The organism is Acinetobacter sp. ANC 4779, assembly GCF_004331055.1.
Lineage (GTDB): Bacteria > Pseudomonadota > Gammaproteobacteria > Pseudomonadales > Moraxellaceae > Acinetobacter.
On sequence record NZ_SJNU01000005.1, the window covers coordinates 83,825 to 107,464 of the forward strand.

General features: G+C 42.7%; 22 protein-coding genes. 7 read left to right on the forward strand and 15 right to left on the reverse strand.

From position 1 onward, the window contains the following. Positions 1–442: 442 nt before the first annotated feature. The 3 genes from E0H80_RS07585 to E0H80_RS17130 all read left to right on the forward strand — a co-directional run bounded on the left by E0H80_RS07585 (position 443) and on the right by E0H80_RS17130 (position 3,999). Entirely contained in the window at positions 443–2,224 is a 1,782-nt protein-coding gene (locus E0H80_RS07585; RefSeq protein WP_131364612.1) for an acyl-CoA dehydrogenase C-terminal domain-containing protein, read from the forward strand. A gap of 95 nt (positions 2,225–2,319) precedes the next feature. Then, positions 2,320–3,489 (forward strand): thiolase family protein, encoded by a 1,170-nt coding sequence (locus E0H80_RS07590; RefSeq protein WP_131364614.1) that lies wholly within the window; start codon positions 2,320–2,322, stop codon positions 3,487–3,489. A gap of 318 nt (positions 3,490–3,807) precedes the next feature. Then, a complete protein-coding gene (locus E0H80_RS17130) occupies positions 3,808–3,999 on the forward strand; it encodes a hypothetical protein (RefSeq protein WP_228259965.1) in 192 nt (63 codons plus the stop codon). A gap of 33 nt (positions 4,000–4,032) precedes the next feature. Here the strand turns inward: E0H80_RS17130 and E0H80_RS07600 are convergent, their stop codons facing one another. From E0H80_RS07600 to E0H80_RS07665, 14 genes are all read right to left on the reverse strand, one after another. Then, positions 4,033–4,761: an HAD family hydrolase gene (locus E0H80_RS07600; protein ID WP_131364843.1), complete on the reverse strand. Its 729-nt coding sequence runs from the start codon at positions 4,759–4,761 to the stop codon at positions 4,033–4,035. Between the two features lie 84 nt (positions 4,762–4,845). After that, positions 4,846–5,562, reverse strand: a complete 717-nt coding sequence (locus E0H80_RS07605) for an SIR2 family NAD-dependent protein deacylase (protein ID WP_131364616.1) — start codon at positions 5,560–5,562, stop codon at positions 4,846–4,848. Between the two features lie 150 nt (positions 5,563–5,712). Then, positions 5,713–6,489, reverse strand: coding sequence for a 3-oxoadipate enol-lactonase (gene pcaD / locus E0H80_RS07610; protein WP_131364618.1), 777 nt, complete (start codon positions 6,487–6,489; stop codon positions 5,713–5,715). An 88-nt stretch (positions 6,490–6,577) separates the two neighbouring features. Further along, entirely contained in the window at positions 6,578–7,783 is a 1,206-nt protein-coding gene (gene pcaF, locus E0H80_RS07615; protein WP_131364620.1) for a 3-oxoadipyl-CoA thiolase, read from the reverse strand. Positions 7,784–7,957: 174 nt separating this feature from the next. Continuing rightward, a complete protein-coding gene (locus tag E0H80_RS07620) occupies positions 7,958–8,611 on the reverse strand; it encodes a 3-oxoacid CoA-transferase subunit B (RefSeq protein ID WP_067867223.1) in 654 nt (217 codons plus the stop codon). Positions 8,612–8,628: 17 nt separating this feature from the next. Continuing rightward, complete coding sequence (locus E0H80_RS07625) at positions 8,629–9,315, reverse strand: 3-oxoacid CoA-transferase subunit A (RefSeq protein ID WP_131364622.1); 687 nt, start codon at positions 9,313–9,315, stop codon at positions 8,629–8,631. After that, entirely contained in the window at positions 9,312–10,553 is a 1,242-nt protein-coding gene (gene benE, locus E0H80_RS07630; protein WP_131364624.1) for a benzoate/H(+) symporter BenE, read from the reverse strand. The genes E0H80_RS07625 and benE overlap by 4 nt, the downstream gene beginning before the upstream one ends. 60 nt (positions 10,554–10,613) lie before the next feature. Further along, positions 10,614–11,399, reverse strand: coding sequence for a benzoate diol dehydrogenase BenD (gene benD / locus E0H80_RS07635; protein ID WP_067867439.1), 786 nt, complete (start codon positions 11,397–11,399; stop codon positions 10,614–10,616). Between the two features lie 16 nt (positions 11,400–11,415). Beyond that, positions 11,416–12,432, reverse strand: a complete 1,017-nt coding sequence (benC, locus tag E0H80_RS07640; protein ID WP_131364626.1) for a benzoate 1,2-dioxygenase electron transfer component BenC — start codon at positions 12,430–12,432, stop codon at positions 11,416–11,418. Between the two features lie 80 nt (positions 12,433–12,512). Then, entirely contained in the window at positions 12,513–13,004 is a 492-nt protein-coding gene (benB, locus tag E0H80_RS07645) for a benzoate 1,2-dioxygenase small subunit (RefSeq protein WP_131364628.1), read from the reverse strand. Next, entirely contained in the window at positions 13,001–14,386 is a 1,386-nt protein-coding gene (benA, locus tag E0H80_RS07650; protein ID WP_131364630.1) for a benzoate 1,2-dioxygenase large subunit, read from the reverse strand. Before benA ends, benB begins: the two co-directional genes overlap by 4 nt. A gap of 81 nt (positions 14,387–14,467) precedes the next feature. Next, the gene (catA, locus tag E0H80_RS07655) at positions 14,468–15,388 is read right to left on the reverse strand and encodes a catechol 1,2-dioxygenase (RefSeq protein ID WP_067867212.1); all 921 of its coding nucleotides are present in this window, start codon (positions 15,386–15,388) and stop codon (positions 14,468–14,470) included. A gap of 165 nt (positions 15,389–15,553) precedes the next feature. Beyond that, positions 15,554–15,844 (reverse strand): muconolactone Delta-isomerase, encoded by a 291-nt coding sequence (gene catC / locus E0H80_RS07660; protein WP_067867210.1) that lies wholly within the window; start codon positions 15,842–15,844, stop codon positions 15,554–15,556. 15 nt (positions 15,845–15,859) lie between these two features. Beyond that, the gene (locus E0H80_RS07665; RefSeq protein ID WP_131364632.1) at positions 15,860–16,969 is read right to left on the reverse strand and encodes a muconate/chloromuconate family cycloisomerase; all 1,110 of its coding nucleotides are present in this window, start codon (positions 16,967–16,969) and stop codon (positions 15,860–15,862) included. A gap of 115 nt (positions 16,970–17,084) precedes the next feature. On the opposite strand from E0H80_RS07665, the gene E0H80_RS07670 reads away from it, so the two are divergent. The 4 genes from E0H80_RS07670 (at position 17,085) to E0H80_RS07685 (ending at position 22,098) form a co-directional block, all read left to right on the forward strand. After that, positions 17,085–17,999, forward strand: coding sequence for a LysR family transcriptional regulator (locus E0H80_RS07670; protein ID WP_131364634.1), 915 nt, complete (start codon positions 17,085–17,087; stop codon positions 17,997–17,999). A 321-nt stretch (positions 18,000–18,320) separates the two neighbouring features. Continuing rightward, a complete protein-coding gene (locus E0H80_RS07675; RefSeq protein WP_131364636.1) occupies positions 18,321–19,694 on the forward strand; it encodes an MFS transporter in 1,374 nt (457 codons plus the stop codon). 77 nt (positions 19,695–19,771) lie between these two features. Continuing rightward, complete coding sequence (locus tag E0H80_RS07680; protein ID WP_067867205.1) at positions 19,772–21,016, forward strand: OprD family outer membrane porin; 1,245 nt, start codon at positions 19,772–19,774, stop codon at positions 21,014–21,016. 77 nt (positions 21,017–21,093) lie between these two features. Beyond that, positions 21,094–22,098: an NADPH cytochrome P450 oxidoreductase family protein gene (locus E0H80_RS07685; protein ID WP_131364638.1), complete on the forward strand. Its 1,005-nt coding sequence runs from the start codon at positions 21,094–21,096 to the stop codon at positions 22,096–22,098. A gap of 105 nt (positions 22,099–22,203) precedes the next feature. Here E0H80_RS07685 and E0H80_RS07690 read toward each other — a convergent pair whose 3' ends face one another. Then, positions 22,204–23,613, reverse strand: a complete 1,410-nt coding sequence (locus E0H80_RS07690) for a short-chain fatty acid transporter (protein WP_131364640.1) — start codon at positions 23,611–23,613, stop codon at positions 22,204–22,206. Between the last annotated feature and the right edge of the window lie 27 nt (positions 23,614–23,640).

Below are 23,640 nucleotides of genomic sequence, written 5' to 3' on the forward strand. Positions count from 1 at the left end.
CGAGGTCAATAATCGACAATAAAATTCCAATTGGAGAATAATTATTTTATTGTCATTTGGCTGTAAAAGTGAATTTACTGAATAAACGCAAACAGAATAATGTTCTGATCAGACAGTATTTCAACCGGTCATTTAAAGATGAGGTTTCAAGATGGATCCTTTAAGTCAAAGTAAATTACAGAAAAGAGGTTTTATTTCGCAAGCATTCAAGTGAACATCGGATGAACACATTTTGATGCTTAAATCCTTTTAGAAAATCTTTCAAACGCGGTTCTGAGTTCAATTCCATTTCTCCTGAGGGTAATTGAAAACCGGTTTAAACGCCCAAACTCTATTTAAATAGATGGCGGTTGAAATACAGCTATTTATTTCAGTTTAGGTTCTTACAACTTAAAAAAGCACTTCACGGTTTAATGCGAAGTCTTCACCCAAGGAAAGCAATATGCCTATTTATAACGCACCTCTTAAAGACATGGATTTTATTTTAAATGACGTATTTAAGGCTGAAGATTTTTGGCAGGGTAATGATGACTTAGCCCACATTGACATGGCAACGGCCAATGCCATTTTAGAAGAAATGGCGAAATTTTCTAAAAATGTCATTCTGGATTTAAACCGCTCAAGTGATGAAGAAGGTGGTGCTCAATTTAGCAATGGTGTAGTCACCACGCCTCAAGGTTTTAAAGAAGCATTCAAGCAATACGCAGAAGGTGGCTGGATTGGCTTGGGCGCAGAAGAAGAATGGGGCGGTCAAGGCATGCCAAAAATGCTGACTGTTCTTGCGGATGAAATGATTTGGGCAACCAATCCCTCGTTTATGCTTTACCCGTTACTTTCCGTAGGCGCAGGTATGGCATTGAACAACTATGCCTCTCAAGAGCAGAAGCAAACCTATTTACCTAAAATTTACACGGGTGAATGGTCCGGTACCATGTGTCTGACTGAACCGCATGCAGGAACCGATTTAGGCATTATTAAAACCAAAGCGGAACGCAATGATGACGGTTCTTATGACATTAGCGGAACCAAAATTTTTATTACCAGCGGTGAACATGACCTGTCAGAAAACATTATTCACTTGGTGTTGGCAAAAACACCGGACGCACCTGCAGGTTCACGCGGTATTTCCTTATTTATCGTGCCAAAATTCCTGATCAATCAAGATGGTTCATTGGACGAACGTAATAGCATGGGTGCCGGTTCTATTGAACACAAGATGGGCATTAAAGGTTCTGCAACTTGTGTGTTGAACTTTGATGGCGCTAAAGGTTTCCTGGTGGGTAAGGAAAACGAAGGTCTGGCGGCGATGTTTGTGATGATGAACTATGAACGCCTGTCGATGGGCATTCAAGGACTGGGCGCATCTGAGTTTGCCTATCAAAATGCAGCGCAATACGCCACAGACCGTTTGCAAGGTCGCAGTGCCACTGGGGTAAAATCTCCAGAAAAGCCAGCCGATTCGATTTTGGTCCACGGTGATGTACGCCGTATGCTCCTTAACGCTCGCGCCAACAATGAAGCATCGCGTGCATTTGCGGTGTATGTCGGTCAGCAACTGGATATCACCAAATTCTCTAGCGATGCGGAAGCGGTGAAAAAAGCCAATGACCGTGTAGCATTGTTGACGCCAATCGCCAAAGCCTATTTAACCGATACGGCATTGAATGCGGTGCTGGATGCCCAAATGGTGTTTGGTGGTCATGGATATATCCGGGAATGGGGCATGGAACAATGCGTGCGTGATCTGCGGATCTCACAAATATATGAAGGTACCAATGGCGTACAAGCTCAGGATTTAATCGGGCGTAAAACCATTCGCAACAATGGTGCAAATATGGCGGAATATATCACTGAAATTCGTGAATTTGTCGCTACATTAGAGGATTCACTTGCCATTAAAGCTGCAACTTTAAATGCGTGTAATGAAGTAGAAGCCATCACCCAGTTTATTTTGCAACAGGCGAAAGGCGCGCCGGATTTTGCCAACGGTGTTGCGGTAGATTACTTGCATGCAGTGGGCTTGCTGAGCTTTAGTTATATGTTTGCTAGAATCGCACAAGTGGCTCAAGCTAAAACCGAAGCGTTCTATCAAAACAAAGTTATTTTGGCGCAGTATTTTGCAGAGAAAGTATTACCCGGCATGACTGCTCGTATTGCACAAATTAAAGCCGGTTCAAGCTTAATGATGCAGTTGCCAGAAGATTACTTTACGGCTCAATCTTAAGTCTAAGACCAGTGCTTTACTTCAAAAGGAAATGACATGGGTAGAGTATTCTGTTCATGTAAGTGAACAAAATCTATAAATGAGGATGGAAAAGAATGATTGTTATTGTGAATGCTGTACGTACAGCGATGGGTGGTTTTCAAGGCTCGCTTTCAGCATGTACAGCACCCGATTTAGGTGCAGTGGCCATTAAAGAAGCAGTTGCACGTTCAGGCTTACAGCCGACTGATATTGATGAAGTGATTTTTGGTTGTGTGTTACCTGCAGGTTTAAAGCAAGGGCCAGCACGTCAGGCGATGCGCCAGGCAGGTTTGCCTGATTCTACCGGTGCAACCACCATCAATAAGATTTGTGGTTCGGGTATGAAAGCGGTGATGCAGGCTGCAGATGCTGTTAAAGCCGGTTCTGCACAAATTGTGGTTGCCGGTGGTATGGAATCGATGAGCAATGCGCCATATTTACTTGAAAAAGCACGTGCCGGTTACCGTATGGGACATGGTAAAACCACAGATCACATGTTTCAGGAAGGTCTAGAAGATGCGGAAACCAGTTTGTCCATGGGCATACTTGCCCAAGAGATGGCCGATAAAAAAGGTTATACCCGTGAACAGCAAGATGCTTTTGCAATCAGCTCTTTAAATAAAGCGGTGACGGCAATTCATAATGGTTATTTCAAGGCTGAAATTGCACCTGTAACCGTATCTGGCCGTAAAGGCGAGGTGATTGTTGAGCAAGATGAGCAACCACTCAATGCCAAAGCTGACAAGATTCCAACTTTACGTCCAGCATTTAAAAAAGATGGAACCATTACAGCAGCAAATGCCAGTTCAATCAGCGATGGTGCATCTGCACTGGTGATTACTTCAGAAGAAATTGCAGCTGAACGTGGACTTGAACCTGTGGCTAAAGTTATCGCCTATGCAGGCCATTCACAGCATCCTTCTGAATTTAGTATTGCTCCCGTGGGTGCAATCGAGAAAGTCTTGAAGCAAACTGGCTGGACGGCTGCTGAGGTTGATCTTTGGGAAATTAATGAAGCCTTTGCGATGGTGACTATGGCAGCCATGGATGCTTTTAATTTAGATGAAGCCAAAGTCAATGTGAACGGTGGTGCGTGTGCCCTTGGACATCCCCTAGGTTCATCAGGTTCACGTATTATTGTGACCTTGATTCATGCACTGCAACGTACTGGCGGCAAGAAAGGCATTGCAGCATTATGTATTGGTGGTGGTGAAGCGACTGCTATTGCGGTCGAGTTAATTTAAACTGGTTCAATGAATCCATCAGTAAGTCCAACAAACACCATCATTCTAGTGCGCTAGGAGCATGGTGTTTGTTGTTTCTACTATCTGAACTGGAAAATAATACTCGTCATCATTAATTTACTGCGTACTAATATGGCTGTTATCGCAGCATTCTCCCTCACTAAAGATCGTTATTTCAACCGGTTCATGCGGTTACTGGGCCTACTTTTTTACTGAAATGGAGGAGCGGGTCATTATTGATATTGATCCAAAGCACTAGATGATCAGGGCACTTCAAAAACACCTTAGAAAATCCAAAAACTTGAAAATTCACTGGTGATGAGTAAAAATGGTGATAATTATTTAATTACCAATATCTTAAAAGACAAAGCCACCAGTAAAACTGAAAAGGAAAATCCTATTCCTGCCTCCTTCAGCAAGAATGGATTACTTGAGGTGAATGCAAATAACGGTGTGATTAATGAGACAACCGGAACTCTGGTAGATTCAAACTCACTTTATAAAAAGTAAAATAATTGAATCACATACCATGATTTAGTTCAGTCACGGCATCTTTTCTATCCCGTTAAGAGAATTTAATAACTCGGCATAATCCTGCACAAAATAATTTGCCTGAGCTTTAATTTCCTCTAACTCATGTGCCGAATGTTGGTCATAAATGGCGATAACCTCAATACCGGCTTGTTTCGCTGCCTCGACACCAATGAGTGAGTCTTCAATAATTAAACATTCTTCCGCTTTAAAGCCAAAATGCTGAAGTGCGGTTAAATAGACTTCAGGATGTGGCTTGATGTTTTCGACATTTTCTCGGGTTAAGATCAGTGAAAAATCGTTCGTGAAATCAATTTTGCTATTAATAAGGGTGTTGTTGTCTTGATAACGCTGAATATTGGATAAACTGGTGGTGGTGGTTATCGCTAATTTAATTTCTCGTTGTTTAAGCGTATGAATCAATAGGTTGGCTTGTGGTTTAAGGGGGACGACATGATCCAGAAAATAATGTGAAATGCTATAACGTCGTGATTTGACTTGTGCTTTGGTTAATCCAAAAGCATAAAATTCGTTCAGATAACCGCAATATTCCAAATATGGATCAGCAGATTGTCTGAAAATTTTCAGCTGGATATCCCGCTGCTGCTGAATAGTTTTCAGATCCACTTCAATATTGGATAACTGCTGAATCAGGGCGGCATCGACTTGATTCCAGATTCCCACGGAATCAATCAGGGTGCCATCTAAATCAAAACAAATTAACTTTTTCCCTTGAAACATTTTCATCTGACATTTGGTTTGAATGAGCTGAATTATATCTCGTCTGAATATGCCCGGTAAGATGAATAGAAAATATTTCTTGTTTTAACTGTTATTTGAAAATCGTTCTTTAAGTTGGGTAAATAGCATCTGCATACCTTGAGTCGCGGTTTCGGGGATTAAATGATATTGCTTGGGTACACGAAGGTGATTGGCTTTAGGGTCAATATAATAGGCTTCACATGTTTCAGGTATTTCATGAATCAGGCCGGCAACAGGGTAAACCACCAAACTGGATCCAATGACGATAAAAATATCGGCATCTTGAACCAGTTGCATGGCTTGCTCATAAGCAGGGACGGCTTCGCCAAACCAGACCACATGCGGACGCAGCGGATAGCCCTGCGGACATTTGTCGCATTCCAGATTTAATTCCCAGCCTTGAACTGGATAGAAAGTCTCCGAATACTCGGCACCCGGGGCAGAGCTTTTGGCCAAGCGAATATTGCCATGTAAATGTAAAACATGCCGGCTTCCAGCGCGTTCATGCAAGTCATCTATATTTTGGGTAATGACATCACATGCTGCAAAGTCCTGAATTTTGGCAATGAGTTGATGTGCTAAATTTGGCTGTGCTTCCAGAACACTTTTGCGCAGTGCATTATAAAAGCGTTGCACCAATTCTGGATTTTTTTGCCATGCCTGGGGTGTCGCGACATCTTCAACCTTGTAATTTTCCCAAAGTCCATCATGGTCACGAAAGGTATTAATTCCACTTTCTGCACTCATTCCTGCACCGGAAAAAATCACGATTTTTGGCATTTCTATCGCTTCGCTGTCTTTGGTTTAGATAAACTTATCATAAATTATTCAGGTTTTATAAGTTTTACATCACACTTTAATTTTACTTTTAAGCAGCTATCAAACAAAAACCCCCACAAAGTTGTGAGGGCTCATTGTGTTGTTTTTCTATCAAGCAATAAACTGTTGAACCGCCTGATTAAACTCATCCGGACATTCAATATTTGAAATATGCGAGGCATTAATTTCAAATAAAGCACTATTTTTAATCTGATTAACCATAAATTGGCCATCAGCCACTGTGGTCACGGGATCTTGCTGACCTGCTACAACCAATACTGGCACCGCAATGTCTTTAAGTTGTTTGCGTAAATCTGCTTTTGCCAAAGCTTCACAACAACTTGCATAACCTTCAGCACTGCCAGCTGCCAGACCATTTTGCAACTTTTCAACTTCTGCTGCATTGTCTTGAATAAATTTTTCCGTAAACCAGCGCCCGGCTGCAGTTGAAGCGATCGGCTGTAAACCTTGTTCACGTACCAGTGCTGCACGCTCATTCCAGGCTTGTTCCTGACCAATTTTCGCTGCAGTATTACAGACAATAACTTTGTTAAAATGCTTGGCCTTGTGAATAGCAAGCCATTGTCCGGTTAAGCCACCCATCGAAATACCGCAAAAAACAGCTTTTTCAATATCAAGATGGTCAAGCAGATTCACGACATCTTGACCTAATTGCTCAAGCGTATATGGACCTTTTGGAGCAGAAGAAGCACCATGACCACGTGTGTCATAACAGATCACAAAAAAATCATTTTGAAAATGATTAATCTGAGGTTGCCACATTCCATAATTCGTTCCGAGCGAATTTGAAAAGATGATTGCCGGTTTAGTGACATTACCAAAGGTTTGGTAATTGATTTGAGCACCATTAGAGTTAAAAGTTGGCATGAAAATCTATTCCTTTATTATATATATCCCCTAAATCCCCCTAGCAAGGCTGTAAGCCGAAATGCAAGAAGGGGGACTATACTGAGGATTAAACGCGTTGAATAATGAGTGCGATGCCTTGACCGACACCAATACACATTGAACACAGCGCGTAGGTGCCACCTGTTGCTTCAAGTTGATTCAGTGCCGTGGTAATCAGACGTGCTCCAGATGCACCGAGTGGATGACCAATCGCAATCGCGCCACCATTCGGATTGACTTTCTCTGAGCCGTCTTCCAAACCTAAATCACGTGTCACCGCCAAGGCTTGTGCTGCAAAAGCTTCATTCAGCTCGATCACATCCATCTGCTCAAGGGTTAAACCTGTTTGAGCCAAGAGCTTTTTAATTGCAGGCGCAGGACCAAAGCCCATGATACGGGGTTCAACACCGACCACAGTTGCGCCAATAATCTTGGCGCGTGGTTTTAAGCCATACTGTGCTACAGCATCATCGGAAGCAATCAGCAGGGCTGCTGCACCATCGTTAATGCCTGACGCATTCCCGGCAGTCACGGTACCATCGGCTTTCACCACCGGTTTTAGCTTGGTGAGCGCTTCAAGGGTAGTCGATGCACGAGGATGTTCATCTTTTGCAACAACAACTGCATCGCCTTTACGCTGTGGAATGCTGACCGGAATCATTTCCTGGTCAAAGAAACCACGCGCTTGTGCTGCTGCAGTACGCTTTTGGCTTTCTAGCGCAAACTGGTCTTGATCGGCACGGTTGATGTTGAACTGCTCAGCCACGTTTTCCGCGGTTTGCGGCATGGTTTCTACGCCATACATTTCTTTCAGCTTCGGATTGATAAAACGCCAGCCCATGGTGGTGTCTTCAAGTTTCTGGCTGCGGCCATAAGCACCTTCAGATTTACCCATCACCAGAGGTGCGCGTGACATGGATTCTACACCACCGGCAATAATCAGCTCTGCTTCACCAGCTTTAATGGCACGTGCAGCCATCGCTACAGCATCCATCGATGAACCGCATAGACGATTTACCGTGGTTGCAGGCACCTGATACGGCAGACCGGCAAGAAGGGCCGACATACGACCGACATTACGGTTGTCTTCACCGGCCTGGTTGGCACAGCCATAAATCACGTCATCCACTTTTGCAAAGTCAACCGATGGATTGCGTTCCATTAAGGCTTTGATAGGCAGTGCACCGAGGTCATCGGCACGAACAGGTGCCAGACCACCGGCATAACGACCGAATGGCGTACGAATGGCATCGATAATATAGGCGTTTTTCATTATTTAATCCTTTTAGCTCCTTTAATCCCTCCTGAAACAAGGGCGACTTACCGGGCTTCAAAATGATTTGAGCTTGAGTATAAAGTCGTCCCTTGGTTGCGTAGCGACTTAAAGCACTGCTTAAGTCTCGCTCAGGGGAATTAAAGGGCAGATTTAAAATTTTGTTAAAGCGTATTAACCCTGTGTCGCATCAATCAGCTTTGCACCGGTCAAAGCCTGCAATTCATCAAAAGTTAAACCTTCAACTTTCTCAATTACTTTCATGCCGTCGCTGGTCACGTCAATCACGCATAAATCGGTATAAATGCGATCGACACATTTCAGGCCGGTTGCTGGGTAGCTGAGTTCCGCGACAATTTTCGGTTCGCCTTTTTTAGTCACATGATCAGTGGTGATAAAGACTTTTTTCGCACCCACCGCCAGGTCCATGGCACCGCCCACAGCAGGAATCGCATTCGGTGCTCCGGTATGCCAGTTGGCCAGATCGCCATTTTCAGCAATCTGGAAAGCACCCAGTACCGCAATATCCAGGTGACCGCCACGCATCATCGCGAACGAGTCGCCATGATGGAAATACGCGCCACCCTGTAATAAAGTCACAAACTCTTTACCGGCATTGATCAGTTCCGGGTCTTCTTCGCCAGCAGCCGGTGGTGGACCGAAAGCCAAAAGACCATTTTCAGAATGTAGAAACACATCTTTGTCTTTTGGTAAGTAATTGGAAATCTTGGTCGGCAAGCCAATGCCCAAATTGACATAAGCACCATCGGGAATGTCTTGTGCAACACGTTCTGCAATTTGATCACGACTAAGTTTAGTGTAGCTCATCATATTTTCCTTATTCGTTATTGATCTTTGCCTAGGACAGACGGAGTGACCGCCACCACATGCTGTACAAAAATTCCCGGGGTGATGATATGTTCAGGATTGAGCGCGCCCAGTTCAACCACTTCAGATACCTGGACAATGGTGACATCGGCGGCCATCGCCATGATCGGGCCAAAGTTGCGTGCCGACTTGTTGTAGACTAGGTTGCCCCAGCGGTCGCCTTTATGCGCTTTAATCAAGGCAAAATCGGCCTTGATCGGGTTTTCCAGCACAAAGTCTTTGCCTTCATAGTTCAGGGTCGGTTTGCCTTCCGCCAACAAGGTACCAAAACCAGTCGGCGTGTAAATTGGACCGAGGCCCATTCCGGCCGCCTGAATACGGCAGGCCAGATTGCCTTGCGGTACCAGTTCCAGTTCAATTTTGCCGGCACGGTAGATTTCATCGAATACATAAGAGTCGGACTGGCGCGGGAAAGAACAGATAATCTTGCGTACTGCACCGGTTTTTAACAGTTTGGCCAAACCATAGTCGCCATTGCCGGCATTGTTATTGACAATGACCAGGTCTTTTACACCAAGTTCGATTAAACCATCAATCAGTTCTGCCGGTTGTCCAGCTGTACCAAAACCGCCAATCATGATGGTGGCACCATCTTTAATGTGGGAGAGCGCTTCAGTGAGAGACGCTGTACTTTTATCAATCATAGTTTTTCCTGACGCAATAATGGCGTTTCTTGATTAGACATTGAATGAGGAGGTGGGGTATCTGCTTTTTTACTCAGCATGACATGGGCAATTAAGCCAATACAAATTCCCCAGAATACGGAACTGAGTCCTAAAAAATGCATGCCTGAAGCTGTAGCTAAAAATGTGATTAGTGCGGCATCTCGCTGATGTTCATCTTTCATGGCGGTTGTAATATTTATACCAATTGCACCCAGCAAAGCCAAGCCTGCCAATGCGGCGACCAGTTCTTTAGGCAGTAAGCTGAACAACATGACAATACTGCCGGCAAATAAACCGCCTAAAATGTAAAAAATGCCGTTGGCAATCCCGGCAATATAGCGTTTTTCTTTCAGTTCATGCGCATCTTTACCCATACACAAGGCTGCAGTAATAGAGGCCAAGACAATGGTGATTCCTCCTACGCAGGCCACCGCTAATGAAGCGATACTGGTAGCCGTAATGATGGGTTTGGCCGGGGTGTCATAACCGCTAAGTTTCATAATAGCCATACCCGGTAAAAACTGTCCAGACAAGCTGACCAAAATTAAGGGAATGGCAAAATTCAGCATGCCATTCAGGGTCCATTCAGGCGCAATAAATTGTGGAATGGCCAAGCTAAAGCTCATTTCAACCGGATTCATTTTGCCCAGTACCAGACTTAAAATGACACCCGTGATCAAGACCCAAAGCATGCTATAACGCGGTGAAATCCGTTTAGAGACTAAAAACACCAGCAGCATGCTAAAGACAATCCACGGCATAGTGTCTGTGGCTGTAAAGAGTCCCAAACCAAACTGAAATAAAATTCCCGCCATCATCGCGGCCGCAATAGATTGCGGAATCCAGTGCAGTAATTTGTCGAAGTAACCACTTAAGCCAATGAATAAAATCACTAAAGCAGCCGTAATGTAGGCTGCTATGGCTTCATTTAAACTTAAACCGGGAAAAAGGGTCACCAACAAGGCGGTTCCGGGCGCAGACCATGCGGTAATTACAGGTACTTTGTATTTGATGGATAAAAAAATACCGGCAACTGCAGCACCGATGGAAATACCCCAGATCCACGAGATCATCATCTCGGAGGGAACATTGGCTTTTTGTGCAGCCTGAAAGAAGATGATGAGTGGGCCTGAATAGGAAATCAGCACAGCCAGAAATCCTGCGACTGTTGCTGAAAGTGACCAATCATCTTTTAAAGTTTTAAACAGGGATGCCATTGGGCTATTGCCTCCATGCGTAGATTTCAATGATCCTGTTGAATTTTGATGAGATCAGGTTTAACCCTGATCGCCACCACCTACAGGAACCACAGTTCCTGTCATATATGAAGATTCATCTGAAGCCAGAAATACGATTGCATTGACTTGCTCTTGAATGGTGCCGTAGCGACCCAAGAAAGTACGATCAATGGTTTGATCAACCACTTCTTGCATCCAGGCTTGTTCAGATTCGGTTAATGGATTGGCATTGCGCGGCACTTTACGTGGCGGAGCTTCGGTTCCACCTGTAGCCACTGCATTAACACGGATGCCATCTTTGGCATGCTCAAACGCAAGAGCAGCGGTTAAACCATTTACGCCGCCTTTAGAAGCAGAGTAAGGCACACGGTTAATACCACGGGTGGCAATAGATGACACATTTACAATTGTACCTTTCTGATTTTTAATCATTTCAGGTAAAACTGCACGGCAACACCACATCGTCGGGAACAATGAACGATTCACTTCCTTAAGAATTTCTTGTTCAGAAAACTCTTGGAAAGGCTTCATCCAGATTGCGCCACCGACATTGTTAATCAGGGCATCGATACGACCATAAGTCGCTAATGCTTTTTCAACAACCGATTGTGCACCTGCAAAGGTTTCTAGGTTTGCATTGATGGTCACAGCATCACCACCGGCAGCTTGAATTTCAGCTAAAACTTCTTCCACATAAGGAGAAAGGTCTGCCATGACCACTTGTGCACCTTCCGATGCCACCTGTAGGGCAACACCGCGACCAATGCCTTGAGCGGCACCGGTTACAATCACGACTTTATTTTGAAATCTTTGACGATCAGACATTTGATGGATTCCCGAATTAGTTTGCAGAGAATTTTTCAAATAAGAAGCTTGCAGGTTTAACACCTTCCGCCTCTAACCAGCCACGAACAGCTTCCACCATCATGACAGGACCACACAGATAGATATCGACATCACCTGCATTTAACCAGTCATTTTCAATATGACTCGTTACATAACCTTTACGTTCATGCGCAGATTCTGGGTTGGCAATGACTGTGCGATATTCAAACCAAGGGAATTTTTCTTGAAGTTCATTCAGTTTTTCAATTGCCACCAAGTCAAAGTCATTGGTTACACCAAACACTAAACGTACAGGGTGTTCTGAACCTTTTTCTTCTAACACTTGCAGCATTGACATAAACGGTGCAATACCTGTTCCACCTGCCAACATAAGTACAGGACGGATCACAGGGCGTAAGTAAAAACTGCCAAATGGACCGGCGAAAGTCATTTTGTCACCGGTTTGGGCAGTGGCACTTAAAAATTCGCTCATTTTGCCATTCGGCACGTTACGTACGACAAAACTTGTTAAACGGTTACCCGGTTTAGAACTGAAAGAATAAGAACGCGTTTCGTCAGTATTCGGCAGTCCTACATTCACATATTGACCTGCGAGGAAGTGAATGTCAGGTTGACCTTCATCTAGCTGAATATCAAAAGTGATGGTTGAGTCTGATAATTTTTCAACACGCTCAAGCGTACCTTGGAACTGGTGGATTTCTGTTTTACATACTTCAGATGATGCCTGAATTTGGAATACTGCATCAGAAGTCGGGCGGCATTGGCATGCCAAGATATAACCTTCAGCGGCTTCTTCAGGCGTTAACGCATCTTCAATATAAGTTTCTTCAGGCATGTCAAACGAACCTGATTCACAAAACGCACGACACGTTCCGCAAGCACCATCACGACAGTCCAAAGGGATATTAATCTTTTGACGGTATGCAGCATCAGACAAGGTTTCGCCTTGAACGACATTAATAAAACGTGTAACGCCATCTTCAAATTGAAGTGCAACATTTAGGTTTGACATGGCTAGAATCCTATAAATATTTAAAACGGTTGATAACCTTCAGCCAATATTCCATTTAGCTGAAGGCATGTTGCAGGTTTTTAGAGGTGGTAAATATCAATGACTTGATTGATATAATCGTTTTTCAGCACCACGTATTTGTTTAAGATTTTGAACTGCTCGCTTGAGCAATCAATCACATAACGTGACATGCCGAAGTAGCTGTAATTGGTTTTATAACGGAAACTTAGAGTATTCCAGTTAAAACGTACAGTCACTTGATCACCGTTTTGCTCAACAATTTCAATGTTACAAATGTTGTGGCTGGTACGGGTATCGGGCATGGTTGCAGAAGAACGTTCAGTCTTGATCCGGAATACACGATCTTCTAAACCTTGACGGTCAGGATAATAAATCAGGGAAATTTCAGACTCAGGGTCTGAAGTCAGTTTATCATCATCATCCCAAGACGGCATCCAGAATTCTGCTGATGGGGCATAACACTGTAACCAGTCATCCCATTGTTCATCATCCAGAAAGCGCGCTTCTTTGTAGAGGAATTGAGCAATATTTTCTAAAGTCATCGCGCTCATGCGTTTTCTCCTTCAGTTGCAGCAAGTTCTTTTTCAGAAGTAATCGCGTCTTTCATCAAATGTAACCAGTGTTCATGCTGAGCCAGGTATAAACCTTCATCTTCAGTTTTAATGCCTGAAAGTTTTGGTTTTAAACCAATTTCATTGGCTGCATCATCTGGACCTTGAATCCAATGTTTCGAACCGCGGCTCATATCATTCCATTCAAGCGCAATACCTGCATAGCCAGCTTGGCATGCACGGAATTCTTCTAAGTCATCAGGAGTTGCCATACCTGAAGCATTGAAGAAGTCTTCATATTGGCGAATACGGCGTGTACGCGCTTCTTTGTCTTCACCCACAGGTGCGATACAGTAAATGGTGACTTCAGTCCTAGAGGGAGATAAAGGACGAAGTACACGAATTTGTGAACCGAACTGATCCATGAAATAGACGTTTGGATAAATACACAGGTTACGAGAGCGCTCGATCATCCATTTCGCCATGGCAGCACCGAATTTCTCGGTATATTCCTCTGCTTTCGGGAAGTTTGGACGGTCTTCAGGATTGCCCCATTGTGTCCAAAGCAGCATGTGACCATTGTCAAAGCCGTAAGAACCACCACCTTGTTTGCCCCAAGCGCCGGCACTCATTGCACGGACATTATCACCAGCTTCTTTTTCTTTACGCTGTTGAGTTGTCGCTGCATAGTTCCAGTGAACGGCAGAAACGTGGTAACCATCGGCACCATTTTCGGCAGTGAGCTTCCAGTTACCTTCATAGGTATAAGTAGACGCACCACGTAAAACTTCAAGACCTTGATCAGACTGATCAACAATCATATCCATAATTTTGGTTGCTTCGCCAAGATATTCTTCTAAGGGTTGAACATCTGGGTTTAAGCTGCCAAACAAAAAACCTTTATAGTTTTCAAAACGGGCCACTTTCTTAAGATCGTGAGAACCTTCTTTGTTAAAGCAATCAGAATAGCCTGCATCAGCAGGATCTTTTACTTTTAACAATTTACCCGAGTTGTTAAATGTCCAACCGTGGAATGGGCAAGTATAAGTTGCCTTGTTGCCTTTCTTATGACGACAAAGTTGTGCGCCACGGTGTGAACAGGCATTGATCATTGCATTGAGTTCACCAGCACGGTTACGTGCGATGATGATCGGTTGGCGACCCATATAGGTCGTGTAATAATCATTATTATTCGGAATTTGGCTCTCATGTGCCAAGTAAACCCAATTGCCTTCAAAGATATATTTCATCTCTAAATCAAATAAGGCTTGATCTGTGAATACTGAACGATGAAGCTTAAATTCACCTGTTTCATAATTTTCAACCAGTAATTCATCAATGCGATCAAGATGGCTGGTGTTAATTACAGGAATACGAGGCATGTCCGTTCTCCGACTTTCCAAATTTAGGCAAGTTGCCGAGATGTCATTAAATTGACATCTCGGCTCCTTATGATGAGGTCATTAAGCGCTTGCGCGACGACGATCAATTTCAGTGTTAGGTGCAGCTGCTTGTTCTTTCACAAGTTCAACATTGAACTGAATGTGTTTGAATGCTTTATTCAGACCACGTTTTGCAATTTCAGTTTCGTCTGTTACATCTACAGCTGTTGCAACTAAACCGTCGCGAGTTGCGAATGCAAAGTCGTCCCAAAGGTATTTGTCGCCTTCAATGTTAAATTGGGTGGTCAACTTACGGTAGCCTGGTGCAGAGATGAAATAGTGCACGTGAGAAGGGCGGTTACCATGACGGCCAAGTTTGTCTAAAACAAATTGAGTCGTGCCTTCAGGAGGGCATCCATAGCCTACTGGCATGGTAGTTAATGCGGTATATTGACCATCGGCAGCTGTAATGATGCTGCGACGCAAGTTAAAATCAGATTGTGCTTTATCAAAGAACGAGTAGTTACCTAGGCTGTTGGCATGCCAAATTTCAACTTTAGCACCTTCAACAAGGTTACCTTGGGTATCTGTTACCGTACCTTCAATGATTAAGGTATCGACTTTATCTGATTCAGAACCGTCATCCATACGAGCAAAGCTTACCGATTCAGGTGCGCCAGCTACATATAAAGGACCTTCAATGGTACGTGGTGTACCACCAGTAATACCTGCTTTGGCATCTGCTTCGTCTGCACGTAAATCTAAATAATGCTCTAAGCCTAAACCAGCCGCTAATAAACCAAGTTCATTGGCTTGACCTGCATCAGTAAGATACTCAAGACCTTTCCACAATTCAGTTTGTGAAATATCAAGGTCTTCGATCGCTTGGAAAAGATCACCCAATAAACGTACAACAACCTGTTGTACACGTTCATCTACAGGACCTGTCGCTGTGTCGACATTCATTTTTTTTACAAGTGCATCAATTTCTTGGCGATTCATACTATTGCTCCTGAAGTATGTATACATTTTTGAGTGGCAGGCTTTTTAGCATTTATTTTGGCTGGCTAAAGCTGGCTGGCCACAATCCTTGTCAATTGCCTTTTAAGGGGCGGTGCGCTTCTACAGAAGGTGAATAAACTCTCACCATGTTGCATATTATTAAAATTAGCGATCGTCTTCATGAATAGAAGAAGGATGACGGTTCAGCGGCATGACTTCAATATTCATATATGGATATAGCGGAAGACCTTGTAAAATATTGTGTAGTTCTTCATTGCTCTCGACATCAAAAATACTGATGTTTGAGTACTGACCGGTAATGCGCCAGATATGACGCCATTTACCTTGACGCTGTAAATCATGCGAATAAGCCTTTTCAACTGCTTTAATTTCGCTGGCTTTATCAATCGGCATATCTAGCGGAATATTTACATCCATACGTACTTGGAAAAGCATATCTAATTCCTTCAATTACTGACGACGTAAGTTGTCAATTTTGTCTAAATCCAGTTCGATACCTAAACCTGCTACAGTTGGCAGAACCAACTCAAAGTTTTGATATTGAAGAGGTGTTTTTAAAATTTCTTCAGTCAGTAGCAATGGACCAAATAACTCTGTGCCATAGGCTAAGTTTTCGAAAGTTGAAAACACATGCGCTGAAGCAATCGTACCGACTGGACCTTCAAGCATGGTGCCGCCATATAGATCAATGCCTGCAAGTTTGGCAATTTTTCCAACTTCACAACCTTCAATCAGACCACCTGACTGTGCAACTTTGACTGCAAATACCGATGCACCATTGTTGCGGGCAATTTGATAGGCACTCTGCGGACCGTTTAACGATTCATCCGCCATAATGGCAATATCAAAACGACGGGTTAAACGCTGCATGGCATCCAGATTTTCAATGGCACATGGTTGTTCAATCAGGTCGACACCGCCATCTTGTAACAATTGAATACCTTTAATCGCTTGCAGTTCTGACCAGGCACGATTGACATCGACACGGATCGAGATATCAGAACCTAGGGCTTTTTTAATTGTCAGAACATGCTCGACATCCGCGTCAACAGAACGCGAACCGATTTTGAGTTTGAATACGTTGTGACGTTTCAGCTCAATCATTTTTTTCGCTTCGGCAATGTCTTTATCAGTATCACCTGACGCCAATACCCAAAGTACAGGCACGCTGTCACGTAGACGACCGCCTAAAATTTCACTGAGCGGCAAACCTAAACGTTGTGCCTGAATATCCATGAGCGCAGTTTGAATAGCGCATTTAGCAAAACGGTTACCGTTAATATGACGTTTTAGGATTTGAATGGTTTGAGCGACATTTAGACCTGAAAGTGATTTCAGTAATGGGGCAAAATAAGTTTCAATATTGGTTTTAACGCTTTCCGGACTTTCATCCCCATATCCCAATCCGCCAATCGTGGTCGCTTCGCCCCAACCGGTAAAACCGTCTTCGGTCGTGACTTTCACCAACACTAATGTTTGGGTTTGCATGGTTGCCACCGCCATCTTATGCGGACGGATGGTTGGAATTTCAACAAGCAATGTTTCTATGGATTTGTACATCTTTAAGCTTCCCAATCTTGCTTTGTCTATCTCATGTGGTATACCTTAAAAGAATAAAGTTATGCTGTCTAAGATCAAATTTGCATTTTAATATGCTTTAAAGGTATGGGTAATTATGGAATTAAGACATTTACGATACTTTGTTGCCGTAGTTGAGGAACAAAGCTTCACCAAAGCGGCTGAAAAACTGTTTATTGCCCAGCCTCCTTTAAGCCGTCAGATACAAAACCTAGAAGCAGAGCTCGGTATTCAGCTTTTTGAGCGTGGAAGTCGACCTTTAATGACAACTGAAGCAGGACAATTTTTTTATCAGCATGCTGTTAAACTTTTGTCTAATGCTGAAGAGATTAAGGCGATGACCCAACGGGTGGGGATGGTCGAAAAAACTGTTACGATGGGTTTTGTTGGTTCTTTATTGTACGGACTATTGCCAAAAATCGTGTATTTATTTCGTCAGCAACAACCGCATTTGAAAATTGAACTGATTGAAATGAGCACCAAAAATCAAATTCAAGCACTTAAAGAGGGACGTATAGATGTAGGCTTTGGTCGACTGCGCATTTCGGATCCTGCCGTAAGACGGATCCTTTTGCGCGAAGAGCCCCTCATGGTGGCTGTTCATTCAAGTCACCCACTGGCCATGCAAAAGCAAGGTGTTTTTCTTACAGACATTGTCGATGAGAACCTGTTTTTATATCCAAGTCATCCCAAACCTAACTTTTCTACCCAAGTCCGCTCTCTTTTTTCCGAATACAGCTTAGATCCAAAAAGTCTAAAAGAAGTTCGCGAAATTCAGCTGGCTTTAGGCCTGGTTGCTGCAGGTGAAGGGATTTGCGTGGTTCCGGAAAGCGCTAAAACCATACAGTTACCGCACTTGCACTATATTCCGATACTGGATGATGCTGCAGTTAGCCCGATATTTCTGGCGATTCGCAGTATGGATGAAAGTGATGATATCCGTTCATTATTTGACTGTATTTATCAGGTCTATGATTTAGAGGCGATTGGTTACGACCGTGCCGTGATTTAACAGATCAGAACTAATTTTCCTATAATCATTAGAATTATTATCCTAAAAATTACTCGACTATTTTTAATAATATGCCTGCCGATCAGTATTTTATATTTGATCAGCAGGCATTTTTTTTTAAACAACAAAGCTTGAAATAGAAAATTAAATATCATAATCAACCTTATATAGTTTCTGCATATCTATAAAGTATTGTTTTGGCTTTTAATATCGCTCGTCTTACTTTTAAGGTATGAATATATATGCAATCGGTTTTGGACAATAAAATCACTTTGCTGCATTGTGGCTACAAATCTAAAGATTCATATGCAGGAGCGCAAAGTGAATACCAACAAATTGAACATAAATACTTTAGTGGATGAAGCCAAATTTACGCCTTTTCATTGGGGAGTGCTGATTTGGTGTTTAATGATTATTATTTTTGACGGTTATGATTTGGTCATTTATGGCGTCGTTTTACCTATTTTAATGCAAGAATGGGCACTCACTACAGTACAGGCAGGTTTGCTCGCCAGTACCGCATTATTCGGCATGATGTTTGGTGCCATGAGTTTCGGAACGCTGTCAGACAAGCTGGGTCGTAAAAAGACCATCATGATCTGTATCAGCATTTTCAGTGGCTTTACATTTCTAGGTGCATTCGCAACGACACCGACCGAGTTTGGAATTTTACGATTCTTGGCCGGACTAGGTATTGGCGGTGTCATGCCAAACGTGGTTGCGCTGATGACCGAATATGCCCCTAAACGTATTCGCAGTACATTGGTTGCCATTATGTTCAGTGGTTATGCCATTGGTGGTATGGCTTCAGCATTATTGGGTGCTTGGTTAGTACCCACTTATGGCTGGAAAATCATGTTCTATCTTGCCAGTATTCCTTTGTTTACTTTACCGTTGATTTGGAAATTTTTACCAGAATCATTGATGTTCTTGACCAAAAAAGGTGAAACAGAACAGACTCGTGCAATTGTGAAAAAAATTGCTCCTGAACAAGAAATTGGCCCACAAACGACCTTTATTTTGAATGAACCTACGGTGGGTGATGAAGCACCATTACGCGCTTTATTCCAGCAAGGCCGCATGTTCAGTACCTTAATGTTTTGGGCAGCCTTCTTTATGTGCTTGCTCATGGTCTATGCATTAGGCAGCTGGTTACCGAAATTGATGATTCAGGCCGGCTATTCATTGGGTGCAAGTCTCATGTTCCTGTTTGCCCTGAATATTGGCGGCATGATCGGTGCAATTGGTGGCGGAGTTCTAGCAGATAAATTCCATTTAAAACCCGTGCTCACCACTATGTTTACTGTCGGTGCGATTGCTTTAATCTTGCTTGGTTTTAATAGCCCACAAGCGGTTCTTTATGTTCTGATTGCCATTGCTGGTGCAGCAACCATTGGTTCACAAATTCTACTTTATACCTTCGTTGCACAGTTTTATCCAACCGCAGTTCGCTCGACAGGTATGGGATGGGCATCAGGAATTGGACGAATTGGCGCTATTGTTGGGCCAGTCTTAACCGGTACGTTATTAACCTTTGAATTACCGCATCAAATGAACTTCCTAGCCATAGCGATTCCAGGAATTATTGCAGCGATTGCTATTTATCTGGTGAATTTGAAAGCTTCTGTAGATGGAGCTCATAAAGTCAAAAAAGATTTAAATCAAGAAACTTTAGTTAAAAAAGTTGCGAACTAAATTAATGGAAAACTGACTAAAGCTTAAAACCTTTAGTCAGTAAATTAATAAATAAGGATTAAATTCAAGGGAATATTATGAATCTTAAATTAAAACCTCTTTTGGCTATTATGATTGGAAATATGGCGCTGTGTAATGTGGGCCATGCTGAAAGCAATGAAAACCAATTTAAATTAGTGTTAAAGAATGCTTTTATTGAGCGTAATTTTGATAATGAAAACCTTAAAGATCCAGGAAGTTGGTCGCAAGGGATTTCAGGATTTTATCAATCTAAATATATTCCTACTGTTTTGACTATTGCAGACAAACCGATTGAACTTGGTCTAGATGCTTCACTGCAATATGCTGTACGTTTAAGTGGTGATCGTCATATTGATGATACGATTCTGCCATTTAACAAAAATACTCAAACGCAAGATCGTAACTTCTTTAAGTATGGTGGAACGTTCAAAGCCAAATATGACACCACTGAACTTAAAATTGGTGAATTGTGGTTAGACCTACCGATTACTTCTGTCGATGGAAGTCGCCAATTACTCAGTTCGTATTGGGGTGGACAAATAAAGTCCAAAGTAAACGATAAGCTTGCACTTGAATTAGGCCGTGTTACTCAGGTTTCACCGCGCTATGAAGAAGGGTTTCATGAATTTTCAGTGACCACAAATGGCGTTAGGAATTATTCAGATGCACTCAATTATGTTGATTTAAAATATGATGTTACGCCAAACGTCAAAGCAGAATATTACTATGGTGATTTAGAGGATTTGTACGACAAACACTACCTTGGCTTAGAGTATTCATGGAAAAATGATTATTTAAAATCCCAAACACGGTTAAAATATTTTAGATCTCAAGACTCAGGTGATGCTAAAGCAGGGGAAATTGACAACCACAATATAGGATTACTAGAGAAAGTTTCTGTCGGAAATCAGACGTTGGGATTAGGCTATCAGCAAATTTTTGGTGATACCGGTTATCCTTTACCTGATGGTTTCTTGCCAGAGTTATATTTTATTAACTGGAATACGACAGGATTCTTTAAAAAGGATGAGAAGTCAGTTCATTTGTTATATGGCTATAATTTCAAAGACTATGTACCTGGTTTAAATACATTGGTTAAATATGTATATGGTACAGGTTTTAAAGATGCACAAGGTCGTGATAACCATGAATCAGAAACTAACTTTATTTTGTCTTATGAAGCGCAAAATCCAAAATTAAAAGGCTTGGCATTCCAATGGTTATATATCAATTATGATGTTGAACATGGCAACTCTTTCCAAGAAAATCGCGTGCTAACAACTTATACAAAGAAATTTTAATCAGTCCTATAACAGATTGAGTTTATAAAAAATCCCAGTTTTCACACTGGGATTTTTTATACACAAATACTGCACGAATGGCTATAAAAAACACCTTTAGCCATCCCGCCTTAGATCTTTCCCACCAGTCTTATGCCATCTTAGCTTTGGGTGATAAACCCTATACGCATTTTTGCCGTTTTGGACAAGCCTTAGATCAACATCTAAAACAGCATCAGGCGAAAGCTGTATTTGAAATGGTCTGTGTCGACCATTTAAAGCAAGCAGATTTAAAGCGCTGGACACAAGGTTTAGAACAGCTCACGCAGCAACAATTCACTCCTGTTGAACAAGCGCAAAACTGGCGTGCCTTTATGTTAAAAAATCGGGTGTGCTTAAATACAGGGAGCCAAGGCAAGCCGATTTATCACATTCAACTGTCTTATGCTGAAAGTACACCCCGGTCATCTGGCGATATTCTAGAAGTTCAATGTGGCAATCTGCTTGAAGATATACAAGCCTTTTTACAGGTACAGCAACAAATAGTTAATCAAGATTTATTAGCGGCATTGCAGTTTAAGAATTTAAGCCAAATACCCGAACAGTTGCCGAATGAATCTTTTAATGATTGGATTCAGCGTTTTGATCTGTTGGCCATTCGTGAATATTCAATCGCCAGAATTCGTTCTCAGCCCGCCTTTTATTTAAAACCCACCCAGGAACCGTTAATTTTAATTGGCAATGGGACAGGAATCGCAGGCTTGGTCGCTCATTTGTCGCAAAGGCAGCAATGGAATGAGCCCCAAAACTGGCTGATTTTTGCTGAGCGACAACAGCAGTTCGATCATCTTTATAAGGAGCAGATTCAACTGTGGCAAGCGCAACGCTTTCTACCTGAAGTGGACTATGCATTTTCCCGTGATCAGTCTGAAAAAATCTATGTGCAGCATATCTTGCAGCAAAAATCGGCACAGCTTTTAAGTGGGGTTGAAGCAGGTGCCGCCATATATGTTTGTGGCAGTTTAAAAGGCATGGCGCAAGAAGTGGAGCAAACCCTGTTAAGTGTTCTAGGTGCTGAACAGCTAGTAGGGCTGAAACCTTGAAGGGCATTATCAACGGGATATCTCTTAAAGTCAGGTCTATTGATTGAATCGAATGAGTCATACAAAAGGGCATGTTGACATGCCCTTGATTTCTATATTGTAGGATTAAAAAGTAGGGGGCATATAGGTCAGGGTTCGACCCAAGATCCATAATAAAAACAATACCAGAGGAACATGGAAAATCAGCTGGGTCACGGTAAAGCCAATCACATCTTTGGCTTTGAGTTTTAAGATGCCCAGCATGGGTAACATAAAAAACGGATTGATCAGGTTCGGAAGTGCTTCAGCGGCATTATAAATTTGCACTGACCAACCCAGATGGACTTTTAAATCATGCGCTGCCTGCATCACATACGGCGCTTCAATAATCCATTTTCCACCACCAGAGGGAATAAAGAATCCTAAAATGGCTGAATAGATCCCCATCACAATGGCAAAAGTTTCTTTAGAGGCAATCGAGACAAAAAATTCCGCAATATAGTGAGACAGGGACAAATCCTGTGCATTCATCGCACTGGTCATAATAAAAGCAATACTGCCATACAACGGAAATTGAATCAGTACACCCGATACCGCAGGTACGGCCTTGGACACGGCATTTAGGAAGTTTCGGGGGGTGCCATGCAAGGCAATTCCGAGCATTAAAAAGATAAAGTTATAGGTGTTCAGACTAGAGATCGCGATAATCGGATTGCTTTTGGTAAATTCGTTAAACATCCAGATTAGACCCAACGCGACGATGAGAATGCTTAAAATGGGAGAGTTTTCCAGCCAGTCTCCCGGTCGTTTACTTGTCTGAACTTCTTTCTTTTCATCTTCAAACTGAATGGGAAAATCATCCAGAGTCTTAATGCTATTTCCTTTTGGCGCCGACCAGAAGGCAATCGCGATCGAAACAACAATCAGTACGCCAGTCATAATCATCGACTGCGGCAAAAAGATGGTTTCAGTGAAAGGAATCACGCCGGTTAAGTTATAAATTGGCTCAGGCAAACTGGCTTTATTGGCTTGTAATTGCGCAGCGGATGAGCTGATGCCGAGTGCCCAGGTCGCGCCCATGCCAATAATGGCAGCAGCGGCAGCCGCACGATAATCCATATTCAGTTCTTTGCGCTTTGCCAAGGCAATCACCAAAAGAGCGGTCAACACCGTGCTCATAGCCCAGTTAATTAAAGAAATACATAAACTGACAGTGGCGACCATAACAATGGCATTTCGACCGGAAGTTGGAATCTGCGCCATTTTTTGAATGAGCAGTTCTACAGGTTTGGAGACAGACACCACATAACCGACCACGATCAACATACACATTTGCATGGTAAACGGAATCAGGCTCCAAAAACCGTTACCGAATGAAATAGCTACATCTTGCACAGGCGCACCGATCCCCATGGCCGCAATCGCGACAATCACCACACCTAAAAGTGCAAAGATATAGGAATCGGGAAACCATTTTTCTGACCAGTCACTGACTTTCAGGGCAAACCGTTGCAAGATGTTTTGAGAGTTATCCATACTTTTAATTTCCTTTTATAGTTGAAA

Bases quoted from the DNA above. Each gene is read 5' to 3' on its own strand.
- E0H80_RS07585 (WP_131364612.1), top strand. From the start codon at position 443: ATGCCTATTTATAACGCACCTCTTAAAGACATGGATTTTATTTTAAAT.
- E0H80_RS07590 (WP_131364614.1), top strand. From the start codon at position 2,320: ATGATTGTTATTGTGAATGCTGTACGTACAGCGATGGGTGGTTTTCAA.
- E0H80_RS17130 (WP_228259965.1), top strand. From the start codon at position 3,808: ATGAGTAAAAATGGTGATAATTATTTAATTACCAATATCTTAAAAGAC.
- E0H80_RS07600 (WP_131364843.1), bottom strand. From the start codon at position 4,761: ATGTTTCAAGGGAAAAAGTTAATTTGTTTTGATTTAGATGGCACCCTG.
- E0H80_RS07605 (WP_131364616.1), bottom strand. From the start codon at position 5,562: ATGCCAAAAATCGTGATTTTTTCCGGTGCAGGAATGAGTGCAGAAAGT.
- pcaD (WP_131364618.1), bottom strand. From the start codon at position 6,489: ATGCCAACTTTTAACTCTAATGGTGCTCAAATCAATTACCAAACCTTT.
- pcaF (WP_131364620.1), bottom strand. From the start codon at position 7,783: ATGAAAAACGCCTATATTATCGATGCCATTCGTACGCCATTCGGTCGT.
- E0H80_RS07620 (WP_067867223.1), bottom strand. From the start codon at position 8,611: ATGAGCTACACTAAACTTAGTCGTGATCAAATTGCAGAACGTGTTGCA.
- E0H80_RS07625 (WP_131364622.1), bottom strand. From the start codon at position 9,315: ATGATTGATAAAAGTACAGCGTCTCTCACTGAAGCGCTCTCCCACATT.
- benE (WP_131364624.1), bottom strand. From the start codon at position 10,553: ATGGCATCCCTGTTTAAAACTTTAAAAGATGATTGGTCACTTTCAGCA.
- benD (WP_067867439.1), bottom strand. From the start codon at position 11,399: ATGTCTGATCGTCAAAGATTTCAAAATAAAGTCGTGATTGTAACCGGT.
- benC (WP_131364626.1), bottom strand. From the start codon at position 12,432: ATGTCAAACCTAAATGTTGCACTTCAATTTGAAGATGGCGTTACACGT.
- benB (WP_131364628.1), bottom strand. From the start codon at position 13,004: ATGAGCGCGATGACTTTAGAAAATATTGCTCAATTCCTCTACAAAGAA.
- benA (WP_131364630.1), bottom strand. From the start codon at position 14,386: ATGCCTCGTATTCCTGTAATTAACACCAGCCATCTTGATCGCATTGAT.
- catA (WP_067867212.1), bottom strand. From the start codon at position 15,388: ATGAATCGCCAAGAAATTGATGCACTTGTAAAAAAAATGAATGTCGAC.
- catC (WP_067867210.1), bottom strand. From the start codon at position 15,844: ATGCTTTTCCAAGTACGTATGGATGTAAATATTCCGCTAGATATGCCG.
- E0H80_RS07665 (WP_131364632.1), bottom strand. From the start codon at position 16,969: ATGTACAAATCCATAGAAACATTGCTTGTTGAAATTCCAACCATCCGT.
- E0H80_RS07670 (WP_131364634.1), top strand. From the start codon at position 17,085: ATGGAATTAAGACATTTACGATACTTTGTTGCCGTAGTTGAGGAACAA.
- E0H80_RS07680 (WP_067867205.1), top strand. From the start codon at position 19,772: ATGAATCTTAAATTAAAACCTCTTTTGGCTATTATGATTGGAAATATG.
- E0H80_RS07685 (WP_131364638.1), top strand. From the start codon at position 21,094: ATGGCTATAAAAAACACCTTTAGCCATCCCGCCTTAGATCTTTCCCAC.
- E0H80_RS07690 (WP_131364640.1), bottom strand. From the start codon at position 23,613: ATGGATAACTCTCAAAACATCTTGCAACGGTTTGCCCTGAAAGTCAGT.